The sequence below is a fragment of the Paractinoplanes ferrugineus genome (assembly GCF_016862195.1).
Taxonomy (GTDB): Bacteria; Actinomycetota; Actinomycetes; order Mycobacteriales; family Micromonosporaceae; genus Actinoplanes; species Actinoplanes ferrugineus.
Genome location: NZ_BOMM01000007.1, coordinates 24,357 through 42,729 on the forward strand (window position 1 = coordinate 24,357; position 18,373 = coordinate 42,729).

The following is an 18,373-nucleotide window of genomic DNA, read 5'->3' on the forward strand; positions in this document are numbered from 1 at the left end:
TGGCGGGCCGTGAGGTCCACCACCGGAGGGTGGAATACATCTCTCCCACGAGTATGTTTTTGAACTGACTGGTCAGTCTAAAAAGGGAGACATGATGCCGGTGCTCGAAGCGAGCCGCGCTGGCGTCCGCCAACACCGCCGCTGGCTGTTTCGCGATCTCGACGTCTCGGTCGAGCCGGGGGAACTGGTCGCGGTGGTCGGCCCACCCGGCAGCGGACGGACGACGTTGCTGCTCAGCCTGGCCAAGCGCTTCCGCTTGACGTCAGGCCGAGTGACTGTGGACGGGCGCGCGGCGCTGGGCTATGTGCCGACGGTGACCGAGCCGGAAGCGGTCTTCACGGTCCTGGAACACGTCCACGAGCAGCTGGCTCTCTTCGGTCGCCGGCACCGGGAGGCGGCCGGGGTCGACCTGCGGGGGCTTGATCCGCAGGCCAAGGGCCGCGACCTGACGCCGTACGAGAAGCAGGTTCTCGGCCTTGTGCTGGCCCGGCTGGAGCAGCCGGCCGTGATCGCGCTCGACGGCCTGGACGAGAGCCTCGACGACAGCGAGCAGGCGGCGCTGCTGGCCCAGCTGACCGAGATCGCCGCCGGCGGCACGACCGTGCTGTTCACGGCCCGTCGAGCCGACCCGGCCACGGTGTCGACGGTGATCGACCTGGCGACCGGTGTGGCTCAGGAAGACCTTGTGGAAGAGGGGTTGCGGTGAAGTTCTCGACCGTGTCGCTGGCCTGGATGGAGCTGCGGCGGTTTCTCCGTGGCCGGCTCACGGCGGCGGCTCTCGCGGTGCTCGCGGTGGTTCCGTTGCTCTACGGCGCGCTCTACCTCTACGCGTTCTGGGACCCGTACGGCCGGTTGAACCACATCCCGGCTGCCCTGGTGATCGAGGATCGGCCGGCCACCGCGTCGGACGGCACGAAGGTGCACGCCGGGCAGGACCTGGCCGACGAGCTGATCGACAGGCAGATCTTCGACTGGCATGTGGTCAGCGAGGACGCCGCCGGCAGGGGTCTCGAGAGCGGCAGATATCAGATCCTGCTGCGGGTTCCCGCCGACTTCTCGGCCGACCTGGTGACCGGCCCCGACGACCGGGTGAAGGCCAGGACCGCGCAGCTCACGGCGGTCAGCGACGACTCGACGAACTATCTCTCCGGGGTATTCGCCCGGACCGCCTTCGACGAGGTCCGGGCGGCCGCGGCGACGAGCGCGTCGGCCGGCTACTACGACAGGATGCTCATCGGGTTCACCGATCTCAAGACGCAGACCCAGCAGGCCGCGGACGGTGCGGCCAAGCTGTCGGACGGCACCGACGACGCGGCCGAGGGATCGGACCAGCTCGCCGGCGGCATCGACAGCGCGCACGCCGGGGCGGGGCGGCTGGCCGGCGGGCTCGGCACGGCCGGCGCCGGCCTGGACACCCTCACGAACGGGCTCGCCCAGCTCGACACCGGGGCGAAACAGCTGGCGAACGGCACCGCCGAGGCGGCCGGCGGGGGCCGGCAGCTGGCCACGGCGGTGGACGGCGCGGCCGACCGGATCGGGCCGGTGCTGCGCGACAACGCCGGCGCGATCCAGCAGGCCGCCAACCAGGTGGCGGCGGGCGCGGACACCCTGGCCGCCAACATCGGCGCCCTCGACACCGCCGCCGACCAGGCGGTCAAGGACGCGAAGCAGCTGCGCGACTACCTGGCCGGGCTGCCGGCCGACACACCCGGGGTGGCCGCCGCGAAGACCCTCGCCGGACAGCTGGTGACCGCGGCCGAGCGGGTTCGATCGGCTGTCGACCAGGCCGACCTGGTCGCGTTGCGGGCCGATCTGCGGGAGGTGGCGGCGACCGCCCGGTCGGTCGCCGCGGCCGCCCCGCACCTGGCCGACGACGTGCGGGCGGCGCGTGGCCAGGTCGATCAGCTCGCCGCGGGGCTCGACCAACTCGCGGCCGGTGCGAAGCGGCTGCAGACCGGCACGTCGCGGCTGCAGGACGGCGCGGCCCGCGTCCGCAACGGGGTCTACCAGCTCAAGACCGGTGCCGAGCAGCTCGACGGGGGCCTCGGCGAGTTGTCCGGCGGCGGTCACCGGCTCGCCGCCGGGCTCGGGCAGTTGCAGGGCGGGGCCTCGCGGCTGGCCGGCGGCCTCGCCGACGGGGCCGGCCAGATCCCGAGCTACGGCGACGACCCGTCGGACCGGGCGAACGTTCTCGCCGACCCGGTCGGCCTGGACCGCGGCGTGCGCAACCCGGCCGGGACCTACGGCGTCGGATTCGCGCCCTACTTCCTGGCGCTGGCGCTCTGGGTCGGCGCGATGATCACGTACATGGTGATGCGTCCGCTGAACCGGCGGCATCTGATGTCCGGCGCGCCGCCGCTGCGGGTGGCCTTCGCCGGGCTGCTGCCCGCGGTCGCGGTCGGTCTCGCCCAGGCCGGTCTGCTGTTCGCGGTGGTCCGCTTCGGCCTCGGGCTCCACCCGGTGCACGGCTGGCTGACCTACGGTCTGTTGCTGCTGACCGCCGCCGTGTTCGCGACGATCATGCAGATGATCGGGGCGGCCTTCGGTGCGCCCGGCCGGATCTTGGCACTGGCCCTGCTGATGCTCCAGCTCACCTCCTCCGGCGGCACCTATCCGGTGCAGACCACGCCGGGGTTCTTCCAGGCGATCCACCCGCTGCTGCCGATGACGTACGTGGTTCAGGCCGTGCGCCACGCGATCGACGGCGGCACCGAGTGGCCCGTTCAGGCCGGCATAGTGGCGCTCCTCGCGTACGGGCTGGGATCGTTGCTGCTGACCGTGCTCACGGCGTACCGGTCGCGGCGCTTGACGCCGTCGGCCCTGCACCCGGAGCTGGTCATCTAGGCTCTCGCCAAGGACGGAGTGCGTGATGACGGTGGACGGCAGGAGCCGGCGGCGGGAGGACACCCGGCAGCGGCTGTACGAGGCCGCCGTCGAACTGATCGCCGAGCAGGGTTTCTCGGCCACCACGGTGGACGACATCGCGTTGCGGGCCAAGGTTGCCAAGGGCACCGTCTACTACAACTTCAAGTCGAAGAACGACCTGTTCGAGGAGCTTCTGCGGCACGGCATCGGCCTGCTCACCGAGGGCTTCCGGGAGGCGGTCGCGGGCCTGCCGCCGCGCGAGGCGGTGGGCGCGCTGATCCGCACCCAGCTGGAGTACATCCGCCGCTATCAGGCGTTCGCCCAGCTTCTGCTCTCGGAGATGTGGCGGACCAACCGGGAGTGGCACCAGACCCTGATCCTGCTGCGGGAGCAGGCGATCGGGGTGATCGCCGAGACGGTGCAGGCCGGTGTCGACTCCGGCGACCTGCCGGGCGACCTCGACGTGCGGGTCGCCTCGGCGGCGCTGTTCGGGGTGGGCCTGGTGGTGGCGGTGGACTGGCTGGTGTTCCAGCCGGAGCGGCCGATCGAGGACGTCGAGGAGTCGTTGCGGGCGATCGTCCGCCGGGTCGGTTAGGCGGCTGGTTGGGTCTTCGTGGGGAGGTTGGCGTCGTCGCCCTCGGTGATGGTGCCGCCGAGTTCGAGAATGTGCCGGTGGGCCGCGGCGAGCCGGTCCTCGAGCAGGACGATGCGGCAGGCGGCGGTGAGTGGAAGGCCCTCGTCAAGCATCTGCCGGACGCGGACGGCGAGTTGAAGCTGGTGGCGGGAGTAGCGGCGGTGGCCGCCGAGGGAGCGCTCGGGCTCGATCAAGCCCGCGACGCCCAGACTGCGCAGGAAGGCCGGGGTGACGCCGATCATGTCGGCAGCGCGGCCCATCGTGTACGCCGGGTAGTCGGCGTCATCGAACGACGTGCTCATTGCTCTTTCCGGGGGTGGGGGTGGCGGATTGCTCTTTCCAGGGGTGGCGGGGGCGGAGACAGTCCAGGGCCCCGGCGGGTAACCGGGGCCCTGGCTTTTCAATTCTGATGCCGACCGTCGTCGGCGCATGCGGTCGTCCGTCTGCGTGCCGCTAACGGACTTCCTGAGTGATGGGCATCGGCTGCGATCACCTCTTGTCGGGTCGGGGACGTGGCGATTACGCGTTTCTGCGGTATCTCGTCCTCCTTAGCCAACTCAGCGTCTGTGCCGGCAACTGCATCGGTTGCCAGTTGCCGGTCACTTCAGATGCATGCCGGCTGTGCGTTGCCGACTTGAGAAATGCTATGCCTGCGGCGGCTTGATTTCTAGTACCACCACTACAGATTTTTCCGACAAATCATCTGACGTTCGACTCTGACCTGCGGAGATGATCGGTGCTGGGGGCGGTGGTGCGGGGCGGGCGCCGGGCGCGGCGGAGCCGCGCTTGAGAGAGGTGACCGCGCCCCGCACCACCGCGGGGCGGGAGCGACTGGACAGCTCCCGCTCTTCGCGATGCCTGCCGAGGGCTCGCGTAGCTGTGACTCAGTGTGCGGACCGCCGACCACATGAGCAACGTAATTAACGTTGATCATTGACTCGCGTAACAACTGAGGGAGATCATCACGGAGCGGTGGCCCAGGTCACAGTTACCCCTCGGTCAAGGGAGTCGCAGATGAGCGTCAACCCCACACCCAGCACCGACGAAGAACGCCTCGCCCAACTCGGCTACGAACAGGAACTACATCGCCGACTGTCCGGCTTCTCGAACTTCGCGGTCTCCTTCTCGATCATTTCCATCCTCGCCGGCGCGATCACGTCGTACGGCATCGCCATGACCGCCGGCGGCCCCATCGCCATCACGCTGGGCTGGCTCTTCGTCGGCATCATGGTCACCTTCGTGGCCCTGGCCATGGCCGAGGTCTGCTCGGCCTACCCGACCGCCGGCGCCCTCTACTGGTGGGCGGCGGCGCTGGCCAAACGCAACAAAGCAGCGTGGGCGTGGTTCGTCGGGTGGTTCAACTTCCTCGGTGAGGTCGCGGTGACCGCGGCCATCGACTTCGGCGCGGCGATCACCACCGCGGCGTTCCTCAGCCTGACCTTCGACATGGAGGTCACCCCCGGGCGTACGTTCCTGATCTTCCTGGTGATCATCGTGGCGCACGGCCTGCTGAACACGTTCGGCGTCAGCCTCGTCCGGTTGCTCTCCGACGTCAGCGCGTGGTGGCACCTGGTCGGCGTGGCGGTCATCGTGGTGCTGCTCACGGTCATCCCCGACCAGCACAAACCGATCTCCGAGGTGTTCACCGAAGTGCACAACGCCACCGGCTTCACATTCGCCGGGGCGGGTGTCTACGCGGTGCTGATCGGCCTGCTGATGGCGCAGTACACGTACACCGGTTATGACGCCTCGGCGCACGTGGCCGAGGAGACTCACGACGCGTCCCGGGCCGCCCCGCGCGGCATCGTGATGTCGGTGGTGGTGTCGGTGATCGCCGGCTTCGTGCTGCTGTTCGCGATCACCTGGTCCATCCAGGACTACGAGGCCGAGCGGACCACCTCCCTCGGCCTGCCCCCGGCGCAGATCTTCATCGACGCCGTCGGCCACAACACCGGCACGTTCCTGCTGTTCATCTGCATGGTGGCGCAGTGGTTCTGCGGCATGGCGTCGGTGACCGCGAACTCGCGGATGTCGTACGCCTTCGCCCGGGACGGGGCGCTGCCCGGCTCGCGGATCTGGAAGCAGGTCAACCCGCGCACCGGCACGCCGACCAACTCGATCTGGCTGTGCGTCACGCTGTCCACGATCCTGGTGCTGCCCTCGCTGTGGAACACCACGGCCTATCTGGCGGCCACCTCCGTCGCGGTGATCGGTCTCTACATCGCGTACGTCGGTCCGGTCTTCCTCCGCCGGATGAACAAGGACTTCGAGCCCGGTCCGTGGAACCTCGGTAAGTGGAGCGCCCCGATCGGCTGGATCGCGATCGTCTGGGTACTGATCATCTGCGTGCTGTTCGTCCTGCCGACGGCCAGCCCGATCACCGCGACCACGTTCAACTACACGATCGTGGCCGTCGTGGTGGTGGTCGGGGCCGCGTCGATCTGGTGGTTCGTCAGCGCCCGCAAGTGGTTCACCGGCCCCCGGCAGAACCTTCTCGACAAAGCGGCGCACGGGGAACAGACGATGCCGAGCGAGTGATCCGCTCGTGGAGTAGAACCGGGGGACGGGCGGCCGCTCGTCCCCCGCACCTCAGATCGGACGGATGCCATGAACCTCGAGGACCTCGACGTCGCTGTCGACAACGGCAGCATCGACACCGTTCTGCTCGCGCTGACCGACATGCAGGGCCGGCTGCAGGGCAAACGCCTGCACGGGCGGTACTTCCTCGACGAGGTGGTCGGCGGCGGCAGTGAGGGATGCAACTACCTCCTCGCCGTCGACGTCGACATGAACACCGTCGACGGCTACGCGATGTCCTCGTGGAACAGCGGCTACGGCGACTTCGTGATGCGGCCCGACTTCGGCACCCTGCGCCGGGTGCCGTGGCAGCCGGGCACCGCGATGGTGCTGGCCGACCTGTTCACCACCGAGGGCGACCCGGTCTACGCCTCGCCGCGGCAGATCCTGGCCCGGCAGCTGGAGCGGCTCGCCGAGCACGGCCTCACCGCGTTCGCCGGTACCGAGCTGGAGTTCGTGCTCTACAAGGACAGCTACGAGCAGGCCTTCGACAAGAACTATCGCGACCTGGTCCCGGCCAACCAGTACAACGTCGACTACTCGATGCTCGGCACCGCCCGGGTGGAGCCGCTGCTGCGCCGCATCCGCAACGAGATGTACGGTGCCGGGCTCCAGCCGGAGAGCGCCAAGGGCGAGTGCAACCTCGGCCAGCACGAGATCGCGTTCCGCTATGCCGACGCCTTGACCGCCGCCGACAACCACGTGATCTACAAGAACGGGGCCAAGGAGATCGCCGCCCAGGAGGGCATGGCGCTCACCTTCATGGCCAAGCCGAACGCGCGCGAGGGCAATTCGTGTCACATCCACTTCTCGCTGCGCGGGCGGGACGGCAAGTCGGCCCTGCTCGGTGACGGGCCGGCCCAGCTGAGCGCCATCGGTCAGCAGGTGACCGCCGGGCTGCTCGCCACCCTGCGCGAGTTCAGCCTGCTGTTCGCTCCCAACATCAACTCGTACAAGCGCTACCAGCCGGGCTCGTTCGCGCCGACCGCGCTGCGGTGGGGCGTCGACAACCGCACGTGCGCGCTCCGGATGGCCGGCCACGGCCAGGGCATGCGGGTGGAGAACCGGGTGCCGGGCGGCGACGTCAACCCCTACCTCGCGATCGCCGCGCTGGTGGCGGGGGCGTTGCACGGCATCGAGAACGAGCTGGAGCTGGAGCCGGAGTGCACCGGCAACGCCTACGACGACGCCGATGCCGGCCGGGTGCCCGGCACGCTGCGGGAGGCCGGGGCGTTGTGGGCGGACAGCGAGGTCGCCCGGGCGGCCTTCGGCGCCGACGTGGTCGGCCATTACGCGAACATGGCCCGGATCGAGCTGGCCGCGTTCGACGCCGCTGTGACGGATTGGGAACTGCGTCGGGGCTTCGAGCGCCTCTGAACGTGTAAGGATCGCGCCAGGAGGTACACGTGACGACTGACGTGCTCAACCCGTCCACCGGGACGGTATTGACCAGCGTCCCTTCGCTTGACGAGGGGGAGACGGACGCCGCCATCGAGCGGGCCCGGCGGGCGTTCCCGGCATGGCGGTCGATGGCGCCCGGCGACCGGGCGCGCCTGCTGCGCCGCTTCGCGGCGGTGGTGGACGAACATCTCGAGGAGCTTGCCGATCTTGAGGTACGCAACGCGGGCCACACGATCGGCAATGCGCGCTGGGAGGCGGGCAACGTCCGGGACGTTCTCAACTACTACGCCGGCGCCCCTGAGCGGCTGATCGGCAAGCAGATCCCGGTGGCGGGCGGGCTCGACGTCACGTTCCACGAGCCGCTGGGCGTGGTCGGCATCATCGTGCCGTGGAACTTCCCGATGCCGATCGCCGGTTGGGGGTTCGCCCCGGCGCTGGCGGCCGGCAACACGGTCGTGCTGAAGCCGGCCGAGCTGACCCCGCTGACCGCGATCCGGCTCGGTGAGCTGGCCCTGGAAGCCGCGATCCCGGCCGACGTCTTCCAGATCGTCCCCGGCAAGGGCTCGGTCGTCGGCCGGCGGTTCGTCACCCACCCGGCGGTTCGCAAGGTCTGCTTCACCGGCTCCACCGACGTCGGCAAGTCGATCATGGCGGGCTGCGCCGACCAGGTGAAGCGGGTGACGCTCGAACTGGGCGGCAAGAGTGCCAACATCGTCTTCGCCGACGCCGACCTGGCGAAGGCCGCCGCCTCGGCACCGTCGGCCGTCTTCGACAACGCCGGTCAGGACTGCTGCGCCCGGTCCCGGCTGCTGGTGCAGGAGTCGGTCTACGACAAGTTCCTGAGCCTGCTCGAACCGGCGGTCCGGGCATTTCGCGTACAGGATCCGGCGGACCCGGCCGCGGAGATGGGCCCGCTGATCTCCGCCGCACACCGGCAGACCGTCGCGTCCTACGTGGATGGCGCCGATGTCGGTTTCGTCGGAAACGCACCGGAGGGTGCCGGTTGGTGGTTCCCGCCGACCGTGCTCCTGGCCCACGGCCCCGACGACCGGCACTGGCGCGAGGAGGTCTTCGGCCCGGTGCTGAGCGTGTTGCCGTTCAAGGATGAGGAAGACGCGGTCCGGCTCGCCAACGACACCGAGTACGGCCTGTCCGGCTCGCTCTGGACCCGCGACCTCGGCCGGGCCCTGCGGGTCTCCCGGGCCGTGGAGACCGGCGCGCTCAGCGTCAACAGTCACTCGTCGGTGCGGTACTGGACGCCGTTCGGCGGCATGAAGCAATCGGGCCTCGGCCGCGAGCTCGGCCCCGACGCGTTGCTCGGCTTCACCGACGTGAAGAACGTGTTCCTTGCGATGGGAGATTAAGTGGAGCGTTTGCAGGACCGGGTCGCCGTGATCACCGGCGCCGGCAGTGGGATCGGGCTGGCCACCGCCCGGCGGTTCGCCGCCGAGGGGGCCCGGGTCATCGCGGTCGACATCTCGGCAGAAGCCGGCAAGGCGGTCGCCGACGAGGTCGGCGGCGAGTTCGTGCGGGCCGACGTGTCCGACGAGGATCAGGTCAAGGCGCTCTTCGACGGTGTCGCCGAGCGGTACGGCCGGGTCGACATCGCGTTCAACAACGCCGGCATCTCGCCGCCCGACGACGACTCGATCCTGGTCACCGGCCTCGACGCCTGGGAGCGGGTGCTCAAGGTCAACACCACGAGTGTCTTCTTCTGCTGCAAATATGCGATTCCGCACATGCAGCGACAGGGTAAGGGTTCGATCATCAACACCGCGTCGTTCGTGGCTCTGCTCGGCGCGGCGACCTCACAGATCGCGTACACGGCCAGCAAGGGCGGGGTGCTCGCGATGACTCGCGAGCTCGGCGTGCAGTTCGCCCGCGAGGGCATCCGGATCAACGCGCTCTGTCCCGGGCCGGTAGCGACGCCCCTGCTCATGGAGCTGTTCGCGAAAGACCCGGAGCGCGCCGCCCGCCGGCTCGTGCACGTGCCGATGGGCCGGTTCGCCGAGCCGGCCGAGATCGCGGCGGCGGTCGCGTTCCTCGCCAGCGACGACGCCTCGTTCATGACCGCGTCGCAATTCGTCGTCGACGGCGGGATCACCGGTGCGTATGTGACACCGCTGTGATGTTTGGGCCGCCAGTGACCAGGGGAACGACTCTGTACACGCCCGTTGACCGAGGTTTCGGGCGCAGGGGTCGAATCCCCGCCGGTGCTGGCTCGGATCCCGGTATCGGTGGGACAGAGGGGCCCGGGCGCGGCGTCGCCACTTGCGAGTCGGTGACGCCGCGCACCCCTTCACCGCAGACCTGGGAACGGTCTTGAAACGAAACCTGATCTGACTACGGTGGAGCGATGCGTCCGATCATCGGCATCACCTCGTACGTGGTGCCCGCCACGTGGGGCGTCTGGCACGACCTGCCGACGGCGCTGATCCCGAACGACTACGTGGCCGCCGTCGAGCAGGCCGGCGGACGCGCGGTGATCATCCCGCCCGACGGTCGTGACCCCGACGTGCTGCGCGTGCTGGACGGCCTGCTGCTGGCCGGAGGCCCCGACGTCGAGCCGGTCCGCTACGGCGCCGAGCCGGAGCCGCTCACCGAGACCCGGGCCGACCGGGACGCCGGCGAGTTCCCGCTGGTGCGCCGCGCGCTGGAGCTGGACCTGCCGATCCTCGGTGTGTGCCGGGGCATGCAGGTGCTGGCCGTCGCCGCCGGCGGCACCCTGCACCAGCACCTGCCCGACGTGCTCGGCCACGAGCGGCACCGCCCGGCGCCGGGCATCTACGGCGAGCACGAGGCCCGCTTCGAGGGCGGCTCGATGATCGCCAAGTTGATGGGCGACGACGTCGGCGTGCACTGCTATCACCACCAAGGGGTCGCCGATCCGGGCACGCTCACCGTGACCGGACGGGCCGAGGACGGGTTGGCCGAAGCGGTGGAGGACCCGGACCGGCGGTTTGTCCTCGGTGTTCAGTGGCACCCGGAAGTGGTACGCGACCGACGACTGTTCGGAGCGCTGGTGGAGGCCGCGAGCTAGAACCGAAGTCGAGCACGCCGAAGCGATGAATCGAGGAGGCAGTCACCAGATGCGCAGGCCCTTGATCGGCATGACCGCTTATGCCCAGCAGGTGCATTACGGCAACAACGACGTCATGGCCGGGATGCTCCCGATGACGTACGTGCGGGCCGTGCACGCCACCGGCGGCCGAGCCGTGCTGATCACCCCGGACGACCCGGACATCGACGTGCTGGAGTCCCTCGACGGGATCGTCTTCTCCGGCGGCGGCGACATCGACCCGGCGAACTGGGGGGCCGAGCGGCATCCGGAGACCGACATCGACGCCGCTCGCGACGCGTCCGAGCTGATGCTCATGCGCGCCGTGCTCGACCTCGACCTGCCCGTGCTCGGCGTGTGCCGGGGCATGCAGCTGATGGCGGTGGCCGACGGTGGCAGCCTGCACCAGCACCTGCCCGACCTGATCGGCCACGAACGGCACCAGGCCGCCGCCGGCACCGATCCGCTCGCCGCCGACGCGTCCGCCTACGGCCGGCACGACGTGGTGATCGAGCCCGGTTCGCGGGCCGGTGACCTGCTCGGCGGCCACCTCGTGGTCAACTCGTTCCACCACCAGGCGGTCGACGACCCGGGCAAGTTCACCGCTGTCGGATGGTGTCCCGACGACCGGGTCGTCGAGGTCATCGAAGGCCCCAACCACACGTTCGCGATGGGCGTCCAGTGGCACCCGGAGCGCACCGCCGACCTACGTGTCTTCGCCGCCCTCGTCGAGGCGGCCGCGATTCGATCCGGCCTGGCCGAGGCCAAGGTCGAGACCGGGGCCGAGAGCGCCGCCTGAGCGGCCGCGTCGTCCGGTCAGTCGCTGAGCCAGGGCTGGCCGGCCAGCCCGGAGATCTCCAACACCCGCCGCACCTGCGCGGACGGCAGCACGGTCAGCTTGGGGCCGTGAAAATCGGCGAGCTGGAGCACGGCATGGATGGCGGCCGAGTCGAAAAAGGTGACCCGCCGCAGATCGAGCGTGGTCGCCGCGACGTCGTCGGTCATCGCGGCGCGGAGCATGTCGTCGGCGGTCGACATGTCGACCTCGCCGGTCACGGTCACCGTGGCCCGGCCGTCGGCCACCGCGGCGATGGCCGAGAAGTTGGGGTCCGGCCCCTCTTGATCCACGAACATACGATTTCACAGGCGCTCGGGGGCAGCAAGAACGGGTTGTGGGCCGGCCGCCTCCGGTGTCGCCGGCGATAGTCTGGGCCCATGACCGTGCGCGCCCCCTTGGTGCCGGGAAAACAGTCGCCCTGGCGGGCGGTCCCGGCACAGATCGTCCGTCCTGAGTACGTCGGCAAGAAGCGCCCGAAAGAGTGGCGCGGCTCGCACGTGCAGACTCCCGAGACCATCGAGAAGATGCGGATCGCCGGGCGGATCGCGGCGCAGGCCACCCAGCTCGCCGGCGAGCACTGCAAGCCCGGCGTCACCACCGACGAGATCGACCGGGTGGTGCACGAGTTCATCCTCGATCACGGTGCCTATCCGTCGACGCTCGGCTACAAGGGCTTCCCGAAATCGTGCTGCACCTCCCTCAACGAGGTGATCTGCCACGGCATCCCCGACTCGACCGTGCTCGAGGACGGCGACATCATCAACGTCGACGTCACCGCCTTCATCAACGGCGTGCACGGCGACACCGACGCCACCTTCTGCGTCGGCGAGCCCAGCGAGGAAGCGAGCCTGCTGGTCGAGCGCACCCACGAGGCGATGATGCGGGGCATCCGGGCGGTCGCTCCGGGCCGCCCGATCAACGCGATCGGCCGGGTCATCGAGGCGTACGCCCGCCGCTTCGGCTATGGCGTGGTGCGGGACTTCACCGGCCACGGCATCGCCGAGACGTTCCACTCCGGCCTCTACATCCCGCACTACGACAACCCCCGCCTCGACGCGGTTATGGAAACGGGCATGACTTTCACCATCGAGCCGATGATCACCCTCGGCACCCACGAGTACGACCTGTGGCCGGACGGCTGGACCGTGGTCACCAAGGACCGCCGGTGGACCGCCCAGTTCGAGCACACCCTGGTGGTGACCGAGGACGGCGCCGAGATCCTGACCCTCCCGTGAGCGGCGTCCCGGTCGTCGAGCACCACCACGCCGACGTCTCCGGCGGCTGGCTGCGGGCGGCCACCTTCGGTGCCATGGACGGCCTCGTCACCAACATCGCGCTGATCGCCGGCGTCGGCGGAGGTGGCGTCGGGCACCGCACGCTGGTGCTCACCGGCGTCGCGGGCCTGGTGGCCGGGGCCATCTCGATGGGTCTCGGCGAATACACGAGTGTCCGCACCCAGAACGACCAGATCAGCGCCGAGCTGGCCAAGGAGCGCCACGAGCTGGAGGTCAACCCCGACGGCGAGGCGGCCGAGCTGGCCGCCGCGTGGACCGCCCGGGGCCTGCCGACCCATCTGGCCGAGGAGATCGCGGCAGTCCTGCGCGACCACCCGGAGCAGGCGTTGCGCATCCACGCCCAGGAGGAGCTGGGCGTCGTCCCCGACGAGTTGCCGAGCCCGTGGGTCGCGGCGGCGTCGTCGTTCGTCTGCTTCTCGATCGGCGCCCTGATCCCGTTGCTCCCCTACCTCCTCGGCAGCGACAGCCTGTGGCTCGCGCTGGCCGTGGGTGGTCTCGGCCTGTTCACCGCCGGCGCCGTCGTGGCCACCTTCACGGCCAACCCGTGGTGGTCGAGCGGCCTGCGTCAACTCGCTCTCGGCGGCCTCGCGGCCGCGATCACCTATGGCATCGGCACGTTGATAGGCGTCGGCGTCTCTTGAGTACGCGACCGGGACGGGCTCCCGGTCAGTCGAAGAGGGCGGTCAGGTCGCCGTCGACCGGGCGGCCGCGGGCGGCCAGTTCCTCGGCGTGCTCCTTGAGGACCCCGGTCAGCTCCTGCATGTCGACCCCGGCCACGCCGGCGCGCTTCACCGCGTCGGCGGCGTTCCGGAAGTAGGTCCGGGTCAGCAGGCCGGTCACCAGTGCCGTGTGGAGGCGGGCCTCGGCGAGCAGCACCAGGGCGGCGTCGGTCTCGTACCACTCGGCCAGCCGGACCGCGCGGGCGTGGGCGGCGGAGGCCAGCGCCCAGTTGTGCCGGGCCAGGGTGGTGAACTCGGGCGGCCGGGCCGCGGCCAGCCGGGTCAGGTGGGTGTCGCGGAGTTCGGCGAACCAGCCACGCGGGTCGTGCAGGGCGCGCGTGGTGAGGTGCCGGTCGGCTTCCAGGGGCCAGCGCGACGTCAGCTCGCGGGCCCGGCGCAGTCCTTCGTCGCCGGCCACCACCTCGAGGTCGACGAGCACCCCGTCGACCCGGCGCAGGGCTGGTCGGGGGCCGGCGCCCGGCCGGTAGGTCACCACGAGCACGTTGACGTCGCTGCTGTCGTGGTCGTCGCCGTGTGCGAGCGAGCCGTGCACCCCGATCGCCTGGACCTCGGCCGACCAGCGTCGCTCGATGACGTCGCGCAGGCGGGCGGCCAGCTTTCCGCGGGGGGAGTGGAGATCGATCTCGTCTTGCACCCCGTCATTCTCAGCGATCCCGGTTTCCCCGGAAGGTGACCGGCGCCGAGCACGAAAACGGACTATTCACTCGGCCTTTCCGGGGAACGGCATCGTCAGCGGGGTGATCGAGGCGAGTCGTCGCCAGCGACAGGCGCGGACGGCGGCGTCGGTCATCGCGGCCAGTGCCGTGGTGCGGTCGGCGTCCCGGGTGACGCCGAGGACCGGGCGCCACGCCTGGGCCACGCCGTCCTCGACCTTGACCGCGAGTTGAACGGCCGTGGCCCGGTCGACCACCGGGAACGGCAACCGGTAGCCGGCCGGCGCGGCGGGGGGAGCGGCGCTGCTCTCGGCGATCTTGGTGACCAGCCAGTCCCGGCGCTCCCGATGTTCCAGCTGGGCCGCTCGAGCCGCGTCCACCTCGGCTTTGCCGGCCAGTTTCACCCCGAGCACCCCGTACGCGTAGATGGCCGCCTCCTCGGCCGCCAACGCCGCCGCGATCTGGTCGTTCATCGCAGTGCCTCGACGTGCGTGGCCCGGCAGGCCGCGATCGAACCGACCAGGCCGGCCCGCTCGGCGGTGGTCGTCGCGCAGGCGGTCACCGCGTTCTTCGCCGCCGTCTGCTCGGCGGCCCGCAGCGCCGCGACCGCCGTGGCCGGATCGGTCGCCGATCCCCCGGCCGCCGCAGCCGAGGCTGGCGCCGAGATCGAGGCCGCCGGCGTGCGCCCGGTGACCTGGGCCAGCTCGGCGGCGTGCGCCCGGTGATCCTGGGCCAGCGGGGTGAGCCGGGTGGCCAGGGCCGGCAGGCTCGCCGCGGTCCGGTCGTAGGCGGCGGCCAGCGCCAGCGCCTCGTCGGCCAGTGGTTGCAGCGGATCGGGGGTGGACGGGGGTTGCGGATCGTCGTCGAGGACGCCGCACCCGCCCAGGGTCAGCGCGGCCAGGCCGGCTCCCAGCATTCGCCGGCGGGTGTGCCCCGTGTCGCTGTTCAGCACCGCGCCAGTCAACACCATGGCGTCGGCCGGAGCCGGGCGGCGGCCGAGCGTGGCGCGTCGGGTGGGGAAGGCAACTCCGGCGGACGCCTCAGTTGCCCCGCGCGTTACGCTCTGCACAGCTGCGGGGCTTTTCGCCCGGCGGCATATAGTGCTTGTCTCCGACAACTAGCGAAAGGTCGAGCCCGATGACGCAGCGTGGTCGCGCCGGCGCCCGGCCTGGCAGTCGCCCCGGCCCGCGCCGGTCCCGTGACGAGGGCGAGGAGCGGAGCCCCGCGGCTCCGCGCATCGATCTCGTCGCCGCCAAGGCGCGGGTGCTCGCGGTGATCGAGCCCGTGGTCCAGAAGGCCGGCTACGACCTGGAGGACGTCAGCGTGTCCCGGGCCGGCCGGCGGCACGTGGTGCGGGTCCTGGTGGACACCGACGGGGGCGTCAATCTCGACGGCGTGGCCGTCGTCTCCCGGGAGATCTCGACGGCGCTCGACGCGGCCGAGGAGAACGGCGAGGTGGTCGCCGGCGAATACCAGTTGGAGGTCGGTTCCCCGGGGGTGGACCGGCCGCTGACCCTCCCGCGGCACTGGCGGCGCAACCGTGGCCGGCTGGTCGCGGTCAACGGACTCACCGGCCGGATCGTCGAGGTGGACGACACCGGCGTCGTCCTGGACATCGACGGCACGGCCAGATCGCTCACCTTCGCCGAGCTCGGGTCCGGGCGGGTTCAGATCGAGTTCAAACGACTCGACGAGGCCGATTTCGGCGACGAAGACGTTGCCGACGAAGAAGACGATGGGGAGGGCGAGGAGTGAACATCGACCTCGCGGCGCTACGCGCACTGGAGCGCGAGCGGGAGATCCCGTTCGACACGATTGTCGCGGCCATCGAGACCGCGCTGCTCACCGCTTACCGGCACACCGAAGGCTCGGAGAGCCACGCGCGGGTGGAGATCGACCGCAAGTCCGGGGTGGCCTCGGTGCTCGCCCAGGAGACCGACGCGGACGGCACAGTGGTGCGGGAGTGGGACGACACGCCGCACGACTTCGGGCGGATCGCGGCCATGACGGCCAAGCAGGTGATCCTCCAGCGGCTGCGGGAGGCCACCGACGAACAGCATTTCGGGGAGTACGCCGGGCGCGACGGTGATCTGATCACCGGCATCGTGCAGGCCGACGCCGGGCGGGCCGAGAAGGGCATGGTGATCGTCGACCTCGGCAAGATCGAGGCGATTCTCCCGCAGTCCGAGCAGGTCCCCGGCGAGACGTACGAGCACGGGATGCGCGTCCGGGCCATCGTCGTGCACGTGGCCAAGGGCTTCCGCGGACCGCAGGTGACCCTGTCCCGTTCGCACCCGGCCCTGGTCAAGAAGCTGTTCGCGCTCGAGGTGCCGGAGATCGCCGACGGCACCGTGGAGATCGCCGCGATCGCACGTGAGGCAGGTCACCGCACCAAGATCGCCGTGCACTCGAGGGTGCCCGGGGTCAACGCCAAGGGTGCCTGCATCGGTCCGATGGGCCAGCGGGTGCGCGCCGTGATGAGCGAGTTGCACGGCGAGAAGATCGACATCATCGACTGGTCGGACGACCCGGCCCAGTTCGTCGGTAACGCGCTCTCGCCGGCAAAAGCCCTGCGTGTCGAGGTGGTGGACCTGGCCACCCGGACGGCCCGGGTCACCGTGCCCGACTTCCAGCTTTCGCTGGCGATCGGCCGTGAGGGGCAGAACGCCAGACTGGCCGCGCGACTGACGGGCTGGCGGATCGACATCCGCCCGGACAACGAACCGGCCGACCGGTCGACTGGTGCGGATCGTGATGCCGCCGAGGCCGGAAGCTGACCGGATACGCGGGCAGCATCCGCGAGGGGTAGACTTTTCCATGGTCGGTCCGACGCGCACCTGTGTCGGTTGTCGCGAACGCGCGCCGGCTTCTGTGTTACTCCGGTTCGTTCTGGCTGGTGACGGGGACTTTTCCCGCCTTCAGCCCGATCCGAATCGGCGACTGCCGGGTCGGGGAGCGCATCTGCATCCTGATCCGGCCTGCTTCGCGCTGGCGGAGCGGCGCCGAGCCTTCGGGCGGGCGTTGCGATTCACCGGTGTTGCTGACACCGGTCCGCTGGCCGAGCACATCCGTTCGGTCTCCATGCCGCTCGGAACAACCGATGATCCGGCCCCAACGCCGGATCACGACCCAGCAAGGTAGGACGACCCAGATGAGCACACGATGAAGTCCCTGAAATGAACAGGCTTCTAGTGCACGAGTGAGGTCGTTGCGGGTGCGCTCGCACGACCTCGAAGTGAGGAGTGCAGTGCCAGGCAAGGCCCGCGTACACGAGCTCGCAAAGGAGCTCGGGGTCGACAGCAAGACCGTTCTCGCCAAGCTCAAAGAGATGGGCGAGTTCGTCAAATCCGCTTCCAGCACGGTCGAGGCCCCGGTGGCCCGGCGACTGCGTGGTGCTCTCGAGGCCGGCGGCTCCGCCCCGGCATCGGCGCCCGCGGCCGCTTCGAGCGCAGACGCGCCCGCCGCCCGCCCCGGTCCGTCCACCAACGCGCGGCCGCAACCGCCGCGCCGCCCCACCGCTCCGGCGGCGGGTGCCCCCAGCGCGCCCAGCGCTCCCATCGCACCGACCTCCCCCGCTCCGGCGCCGGGTCCGTTCGTGCGTCCGAAGCCGCCGGCCGGCCGGCCGGGCCCGATGCCCGGTCCGGTCGCCAAGCCGGCGAGCGCTCACGACATCGAGGTGGCGGCCGCCGAGGCGCGCGCCTCGGCCCTCAAGGCCGAGCAGGAGGCCGCGGTCAAGGCCGCGCAGGCCGCCCGCACGCGGGATGCCGAGCGTCGTGCTCAGCAGCCGCCGGCCGAGAGCCGTCCGACAGGTGCGGGTCCGCGTCCCGGCCCCGGTTCGGTCCCGCCGCGTCCCGGTTCGCCGGCCGCCGGCAGTGGCCGTCCGGCCGCTCCGGGTGCGCCCGGTGGTCCGCGTCCCGGCCCCGCCGGTGGCGCTCCGCGTCCGCCGGCCCGTGGTCCCGGTAACAACCCGTTCGGTGTCACCGGCGGCACGGCCGCCCGGCCCTCGCCGGCCGGGATGCCCCGTCCCAACCAGCCCGGCATGCCGCCGCGGCCGAGCCCGGCGTCGATGCCGCCGCGGCCCAGCCCCGCGTCCATGCCCTCGCAGCGTCCGGGTCGTCCCGGCGGCGGTCCCGGTGCCGGCGGCGCCGGTCGTCCCGGTGGTCCCGGTGCGGGTCGTGGCGGTCCCGGTGGTGGCGGCGGCGGTGGCTACCGCGGCGGCCCCGGTGGCGGCGGCGGTGCCGGTGGCGGTTTCCGTCCCGGTGGCGGCGGCGGTGCCGGTGGCGGTTTCCGTCCCGGTGGCGGCGGCGGTGCC

The 18,373-nt window shown here is 70.8% G+C and carries 20 protein-coding genes; 15 read left to right on the forward strand and 5 right to left on the reverse strand.

Annotated elements, in window-relative coordinates; genetic code table 11:
- Positions 1–94: 94 nt before the first annotated feature.
- From Afe05nite_RS05055 to Afe05nite_RS05065, 3 genes are read left to right on the forward strand one after another with little or no spacing between them, the layout of a single operon-like run.
- Entirely contained in the window at positions 95–706 is a 612-nt protein-coding gene (locus tag Afe05nite_RS05055) for an ABC transporter ATP-binding protein (protein WP_239117563.1), read from the forward strand.
- Entirely contained in the window at positions 703–2,844 is a 2,142-nt protein-coding gene (locus Afe05nite_RS05060; protein ID WP_239117564.1) for a YhgE/Pip domain-containing protein, read from the forward strand. The genes Afe05nite_RS05055 and Afe05nite_RS05060 overlap by 4 nt, the downstream gene beginning before the upstream one ends.
- Positions 2,845–2,869: 25 nt before the next feature.
- Positions 2,870–3,460, forward strand: a complete 591-nt coding sequence (locus tag Afe05nite_RS05065) for a TetR/AcrR family transcriptional regulator (protein WP_203815804.1) — start codon at positions 2,870–2,872, stop codon at positions 3,458–3,460.
- Here the strand turns inward: Afe05nite_RS05065 and Afe05nite_RS05070 are convergent.
- Positions 3,457–3,801, reverse strand: a complete 345-nt coding sequence (locus Afe05nite_RS05070; protein ID WP_203815785.1) for a helix-turn-helix domain-containing protein — start codon at positions 3,799–3,801, stop codon at positions 3,457–3,459. The genes Afe05nite_RS05065 and Afe05nite_RS05070 overlap by 4 nt on opposite strands.
- Before the next feature lie 712 nt (positions 3,802–4,513).
- On the opposite strand from Afe05nite_RS05070, the gene Afe05nite_RS05075 reads away from it, so the two are divergent.
- The 6 genes from Afe05nite_RS05075 to Afe05nite_RS05100 all read left to right on the forward strand — a co-directional run bounded on the left by Afe05nite_RS05075 (position 4,514) and on the right by Afe05nite_RS05100 (position 11,334).
- Positions 4,514–6,037 (forward strand): amino acid permease, encoded by a 1,524-nt coding sequence (locus Afe05nite_RS05075; protein ID WP_203815786.1) that lies wholly within the window; start codon positions 4,514–4,516, stop codon positions 6,035–6,037.
- A 69-nt stretch (positions 6,038–6,106) separates the two neighbouring features.
- Positions 6,107–7,453, forward strand: coding sequence for a glutamine synthetase family protein (locus tag Afe05nite_RS05080; RefSeq protein WP_203815787.1), 1,347 nt, complete (start codon positions 6,107–6,109; stop codon positions 7,451–7,453).
- A 29-nt stretch (positions 7,454–7,482) separates the two neighbouring features.
- Entirely contained in the window at positions 7,483–8,841 is a 1,359-nt protein-coding gene (locus Afe05nite_RS05085) for an aldehyde dehydrogenase family protein (protein ID WP_203815788.1), read from the forward strand.
- The gene (locus Afe05nite_RS05090) at positions 8,842–9,606 is read left to right on the forward strand and encodes a 3-oxoacyl-ACP reductase (protein ID WP_203815789.1); all 765 of its coding nucleotides are present in this window, start codon (positions 8,842–8,844) and stop codon (positions 9,604–9,606) included. It begins immediately after the preceding gene.
- A gap of 227 nt (positions 9,607–9,833) precedes the next feature.
- A complete protein-coding gene (locus Afe05nite_RS05095) occupies positions 9,834–10,517 on the forward strand; it encodes a gamma-glutamyl-gamma-aminobutyrate hydrolase family protein (RefSeq protein ID WP_203815790.1) in 684 nt (227 codons plus the stop codon).
- 49 nt (positions 10,518–10,566) lie between these two features.
- Positions 10,567–11,334, forward strand: coding sequence for a gamma-glutamyl-gamma-aminobutyrate hydrolase family protein (locus Afe05nite_RS05100; RefSeq protein WP_203815791.1), 768 nt, complete (start codon positions 10,567–10,569; stop codon positions 11,332–11,334).
- 17 nt (positions 11,335–11,351) lie between these two features.
- On the opposite strand, the gene Afe05nite_RS05105 is transcribed toward Afe05nite_RS05100, so the two are convergent.
- Positions 11,352–11,669 carry an STAS domain-containing protein gene (locus tag Afe05nite_RS05105; RefSeq protein WP_203815792.1) on the reverse strand — a complete coding sequence of 106 codons (318 nt, stop codon included), beginning with the start codon at positions 11,667–11,669 and terminating at the stop codon, positions 11,352–11,354.
- A gap of 81 nt (positions 11,670–11,750) precedes the next feature.
- Here Afe05nite_RS05105 and map point away from each other — a divergent pair, with 81 nt between their 5' ends.
- The gene (map, locus tag Afe05nite_RS05110; RefSeq protein ID WP_203815793.1) at positions 11,751–12,608 is read left to right on the forward strand and encodes a type I methionyl aminopeptidase; all 858 of its coding nucleotides are present in this window, start codon (positions 11,751–11,753) and stop codon (positions 12,606–12,608) included.
- Positions 12,605–13,309 (forward strand): VIT1/CCC1 transporter family protein, encoded by a 705-nt coding sequence (locus Afe05nite_RS05115; protein WP_203815794.1) that lies wholly within the window; start codon positions 12,605–12,607, stop codon positions 13,307–13,309. The genes map and Afe05nite_RS05115 overlap by 4 nt, the downstream gene beginning before the upstream one ends.
- Positions 13,310–13,334: 25 nt before the next feature.
- Here Afe05nite_RS05115 and Afe05nite_RS05120 read toward each other — a convergent pair whose 3' ends face one another.
- The 3 genes from Afe05nite_RS05120 to Afe05nite_RS05130 form a co-directional block, all read right to left on the reverse strand.
- A complete protein-coding gene (locus Afe05nite_RS05120) occupies positions 13,335–14,042 on the reverse strand; it encodes a nucleotidyltransferase domain-containing protein (protein ID WP_203815795.1) in 708 nt (235 codons plus the stop codon).
- 66 nt (positions 14,043–14,108) lie between these two features.
- Positions 14,109–14,534: a ferritin-like domain-containing protein gene (locus tag Afe05nite_RS05125; protein ID WP_203815796.1), complete on the reverse strand. Its 426-nt coding sequence runs from the start codon at positions 14,532–14,534 to the stop codon at positions 14,109–14,111.
- Positions 14,531–15,031 (reverse strand): hypothetical protein, encoded by a 501-nt coding sequence (locus Afe05nite_RS05130; protein WP_203815797.1) that lies wholly within the window; start codon positions 15,029–15,031, stop codon positions 14,531–14,533. The genes Afe05nite_RS05125 and Afe05nite_RS05130 overlap by 4 nt, the downstream gene beginning before the upstream one ends.
- Positions 15,032–15,198: 167 nt before the next feature.
- Here Afe05nite_RS05130 and rimP point away from each other — a divergent pair, with 167 nt between their 5' ends.
- The 4 genes from rimP to Afe05nite_RS05150 all read left to right on the forward strand — a co-directional run.
- The gene (gene rimP / locus Afe05nite_RS05135) at positions 15,199–15,816 is read left to right on the forward strand and encodes a ribosome maturation factor RimP (RefSeq protein ID WP_203815798.1); all 618 of its coding nucleotides are present in this window, start codon (positions 15,199–15,201) and stop codon (positions 15,814–15,816) included.
- Positions 15,813–16,838 carry a transcription termination factor NusA gene (gene nusA, locus Afe05nite_RS05140; RefSeq protein ID WP_203815799.1) on the forward strand — a complete coding sequence of 342 codons (1,026 nt, stop codon included), beginning with the start codon at positions 15,813–15,815 and terminating at the stop codon, positions 16,836–16,838. The genes rimP and nusA overlap by 4 nt, the downstream gene beginning before the upstream one ends.
- Before the next feature lie 40 nt (positions 16,839–16,878).
- Positions 16,879–17,202, forward strand: a complete 324-nt coding sequence (locus Afe05nite_RS05145) for a YlxR family protein (RefSeq protein WP_203815800.1) — start codon at positions 16,879–16,881, stop codon at positions 17,200–17,202.
- 106 nt (positions 17,203–17,308) lie between these two features.
- On the forward strand, positions 17,309–18,373 hold a 1,065-nt coding region (locus Afe05nite_RS05150; protein ID WP_203815801.1), incomplete at its 3' end, for a translation initiation factor IF-2 N-terminal domain-containing protein.

Coding starts and splice junctions, on each gene's coding strand:
- Afe05nite_RS05100 (WP_203815791.1), top strand. CDS start 10,567: ATGCGCAGGCCCTTGATCGGCATGACCGCTTATGCCCAGCAGGTGCAT.
- Afe05nite_RS05065 (WP_203815804.1), top strand. CDS start 2,870: ATGACGGTGGACGGCAGGAGCCGGCGGCGGGAGGACACCCGGCAGCGG.
- Afe05nite_RS05125 (WP_203815796.1), bottom strand. CDS start 14,534: ATGAACGACCAGATCGCGGCGGCGTTGGCGGCCGAGGAGGCGGCCATC.
- Afe05nite_RS05130 (WP_203815797.1), bottom strand. CDS start 15,031: ATGGTGTTGACTGGCGCGGTGCTGAACAGCGACACGGGGCACACCCGC.
- Afe05nite_RS05105 (WP_203815792.1), bottom strand. CDS start 11,669: ATGTTCGTGGATCAAGAGGGGCCGGACCCCAACTTCTCGGCCATCGCC.
- Afe05nite_RS05080 (WP_203815787.1), top strand. CDS start 6,107: ATGAACCTCGAGGACCTCGACGTCGCTGTCGACAACGGCAGCATCGAC.
- map (WP_203815793.1), top strand. CDS start 11,751: ATGACCGTGCGCGCCCCCTTGGTGCCGGGAAAACAGTCGCCCTGGCGG.
- rimP (WP_203815798.1), top strand. CDS start 15,199: ATGACGCAGCGTGGTCGCGCCGGCGCCCGGCCTGGCAGTCGCCCCGGC.
- Afe05nite_RS05070 (WP_203815785.1), bottom strand. CDS start 3,801: ATGAGCACGTCGTTCGATGACGCCGACTACCCGGCGTACACGATGGGC.
- Afe05nite_RS05095 (WP_203815790.1), top strand. CDS start 9,834: ATGCGTCCGATCATCGGCATCACCTCGTACGTGGTGCCCGCCACGTGG.
- Afe05nite_RS05145 (WP_203815800.1), top strand. CDS start 16,879: ATGGTCGGTCCGACGCGCACCTGTGTCGGTTGTCGCGAACGCGCGCCG.
- Afe05nite_RS05075 (WP_203815786.1), top strand. CDS start 4,514: ATGAGCGTCAACCCCACACCCAGCACCGACGAAGAACGCCTCGCCCAA.
- Afe05nite_RS05055 (WP_239117563.1), top strand. CDS start 95: ATGCCGGTGCTCGAAGCGAGCCGCGCTGGCGTCCGCCAACACCGCCGC.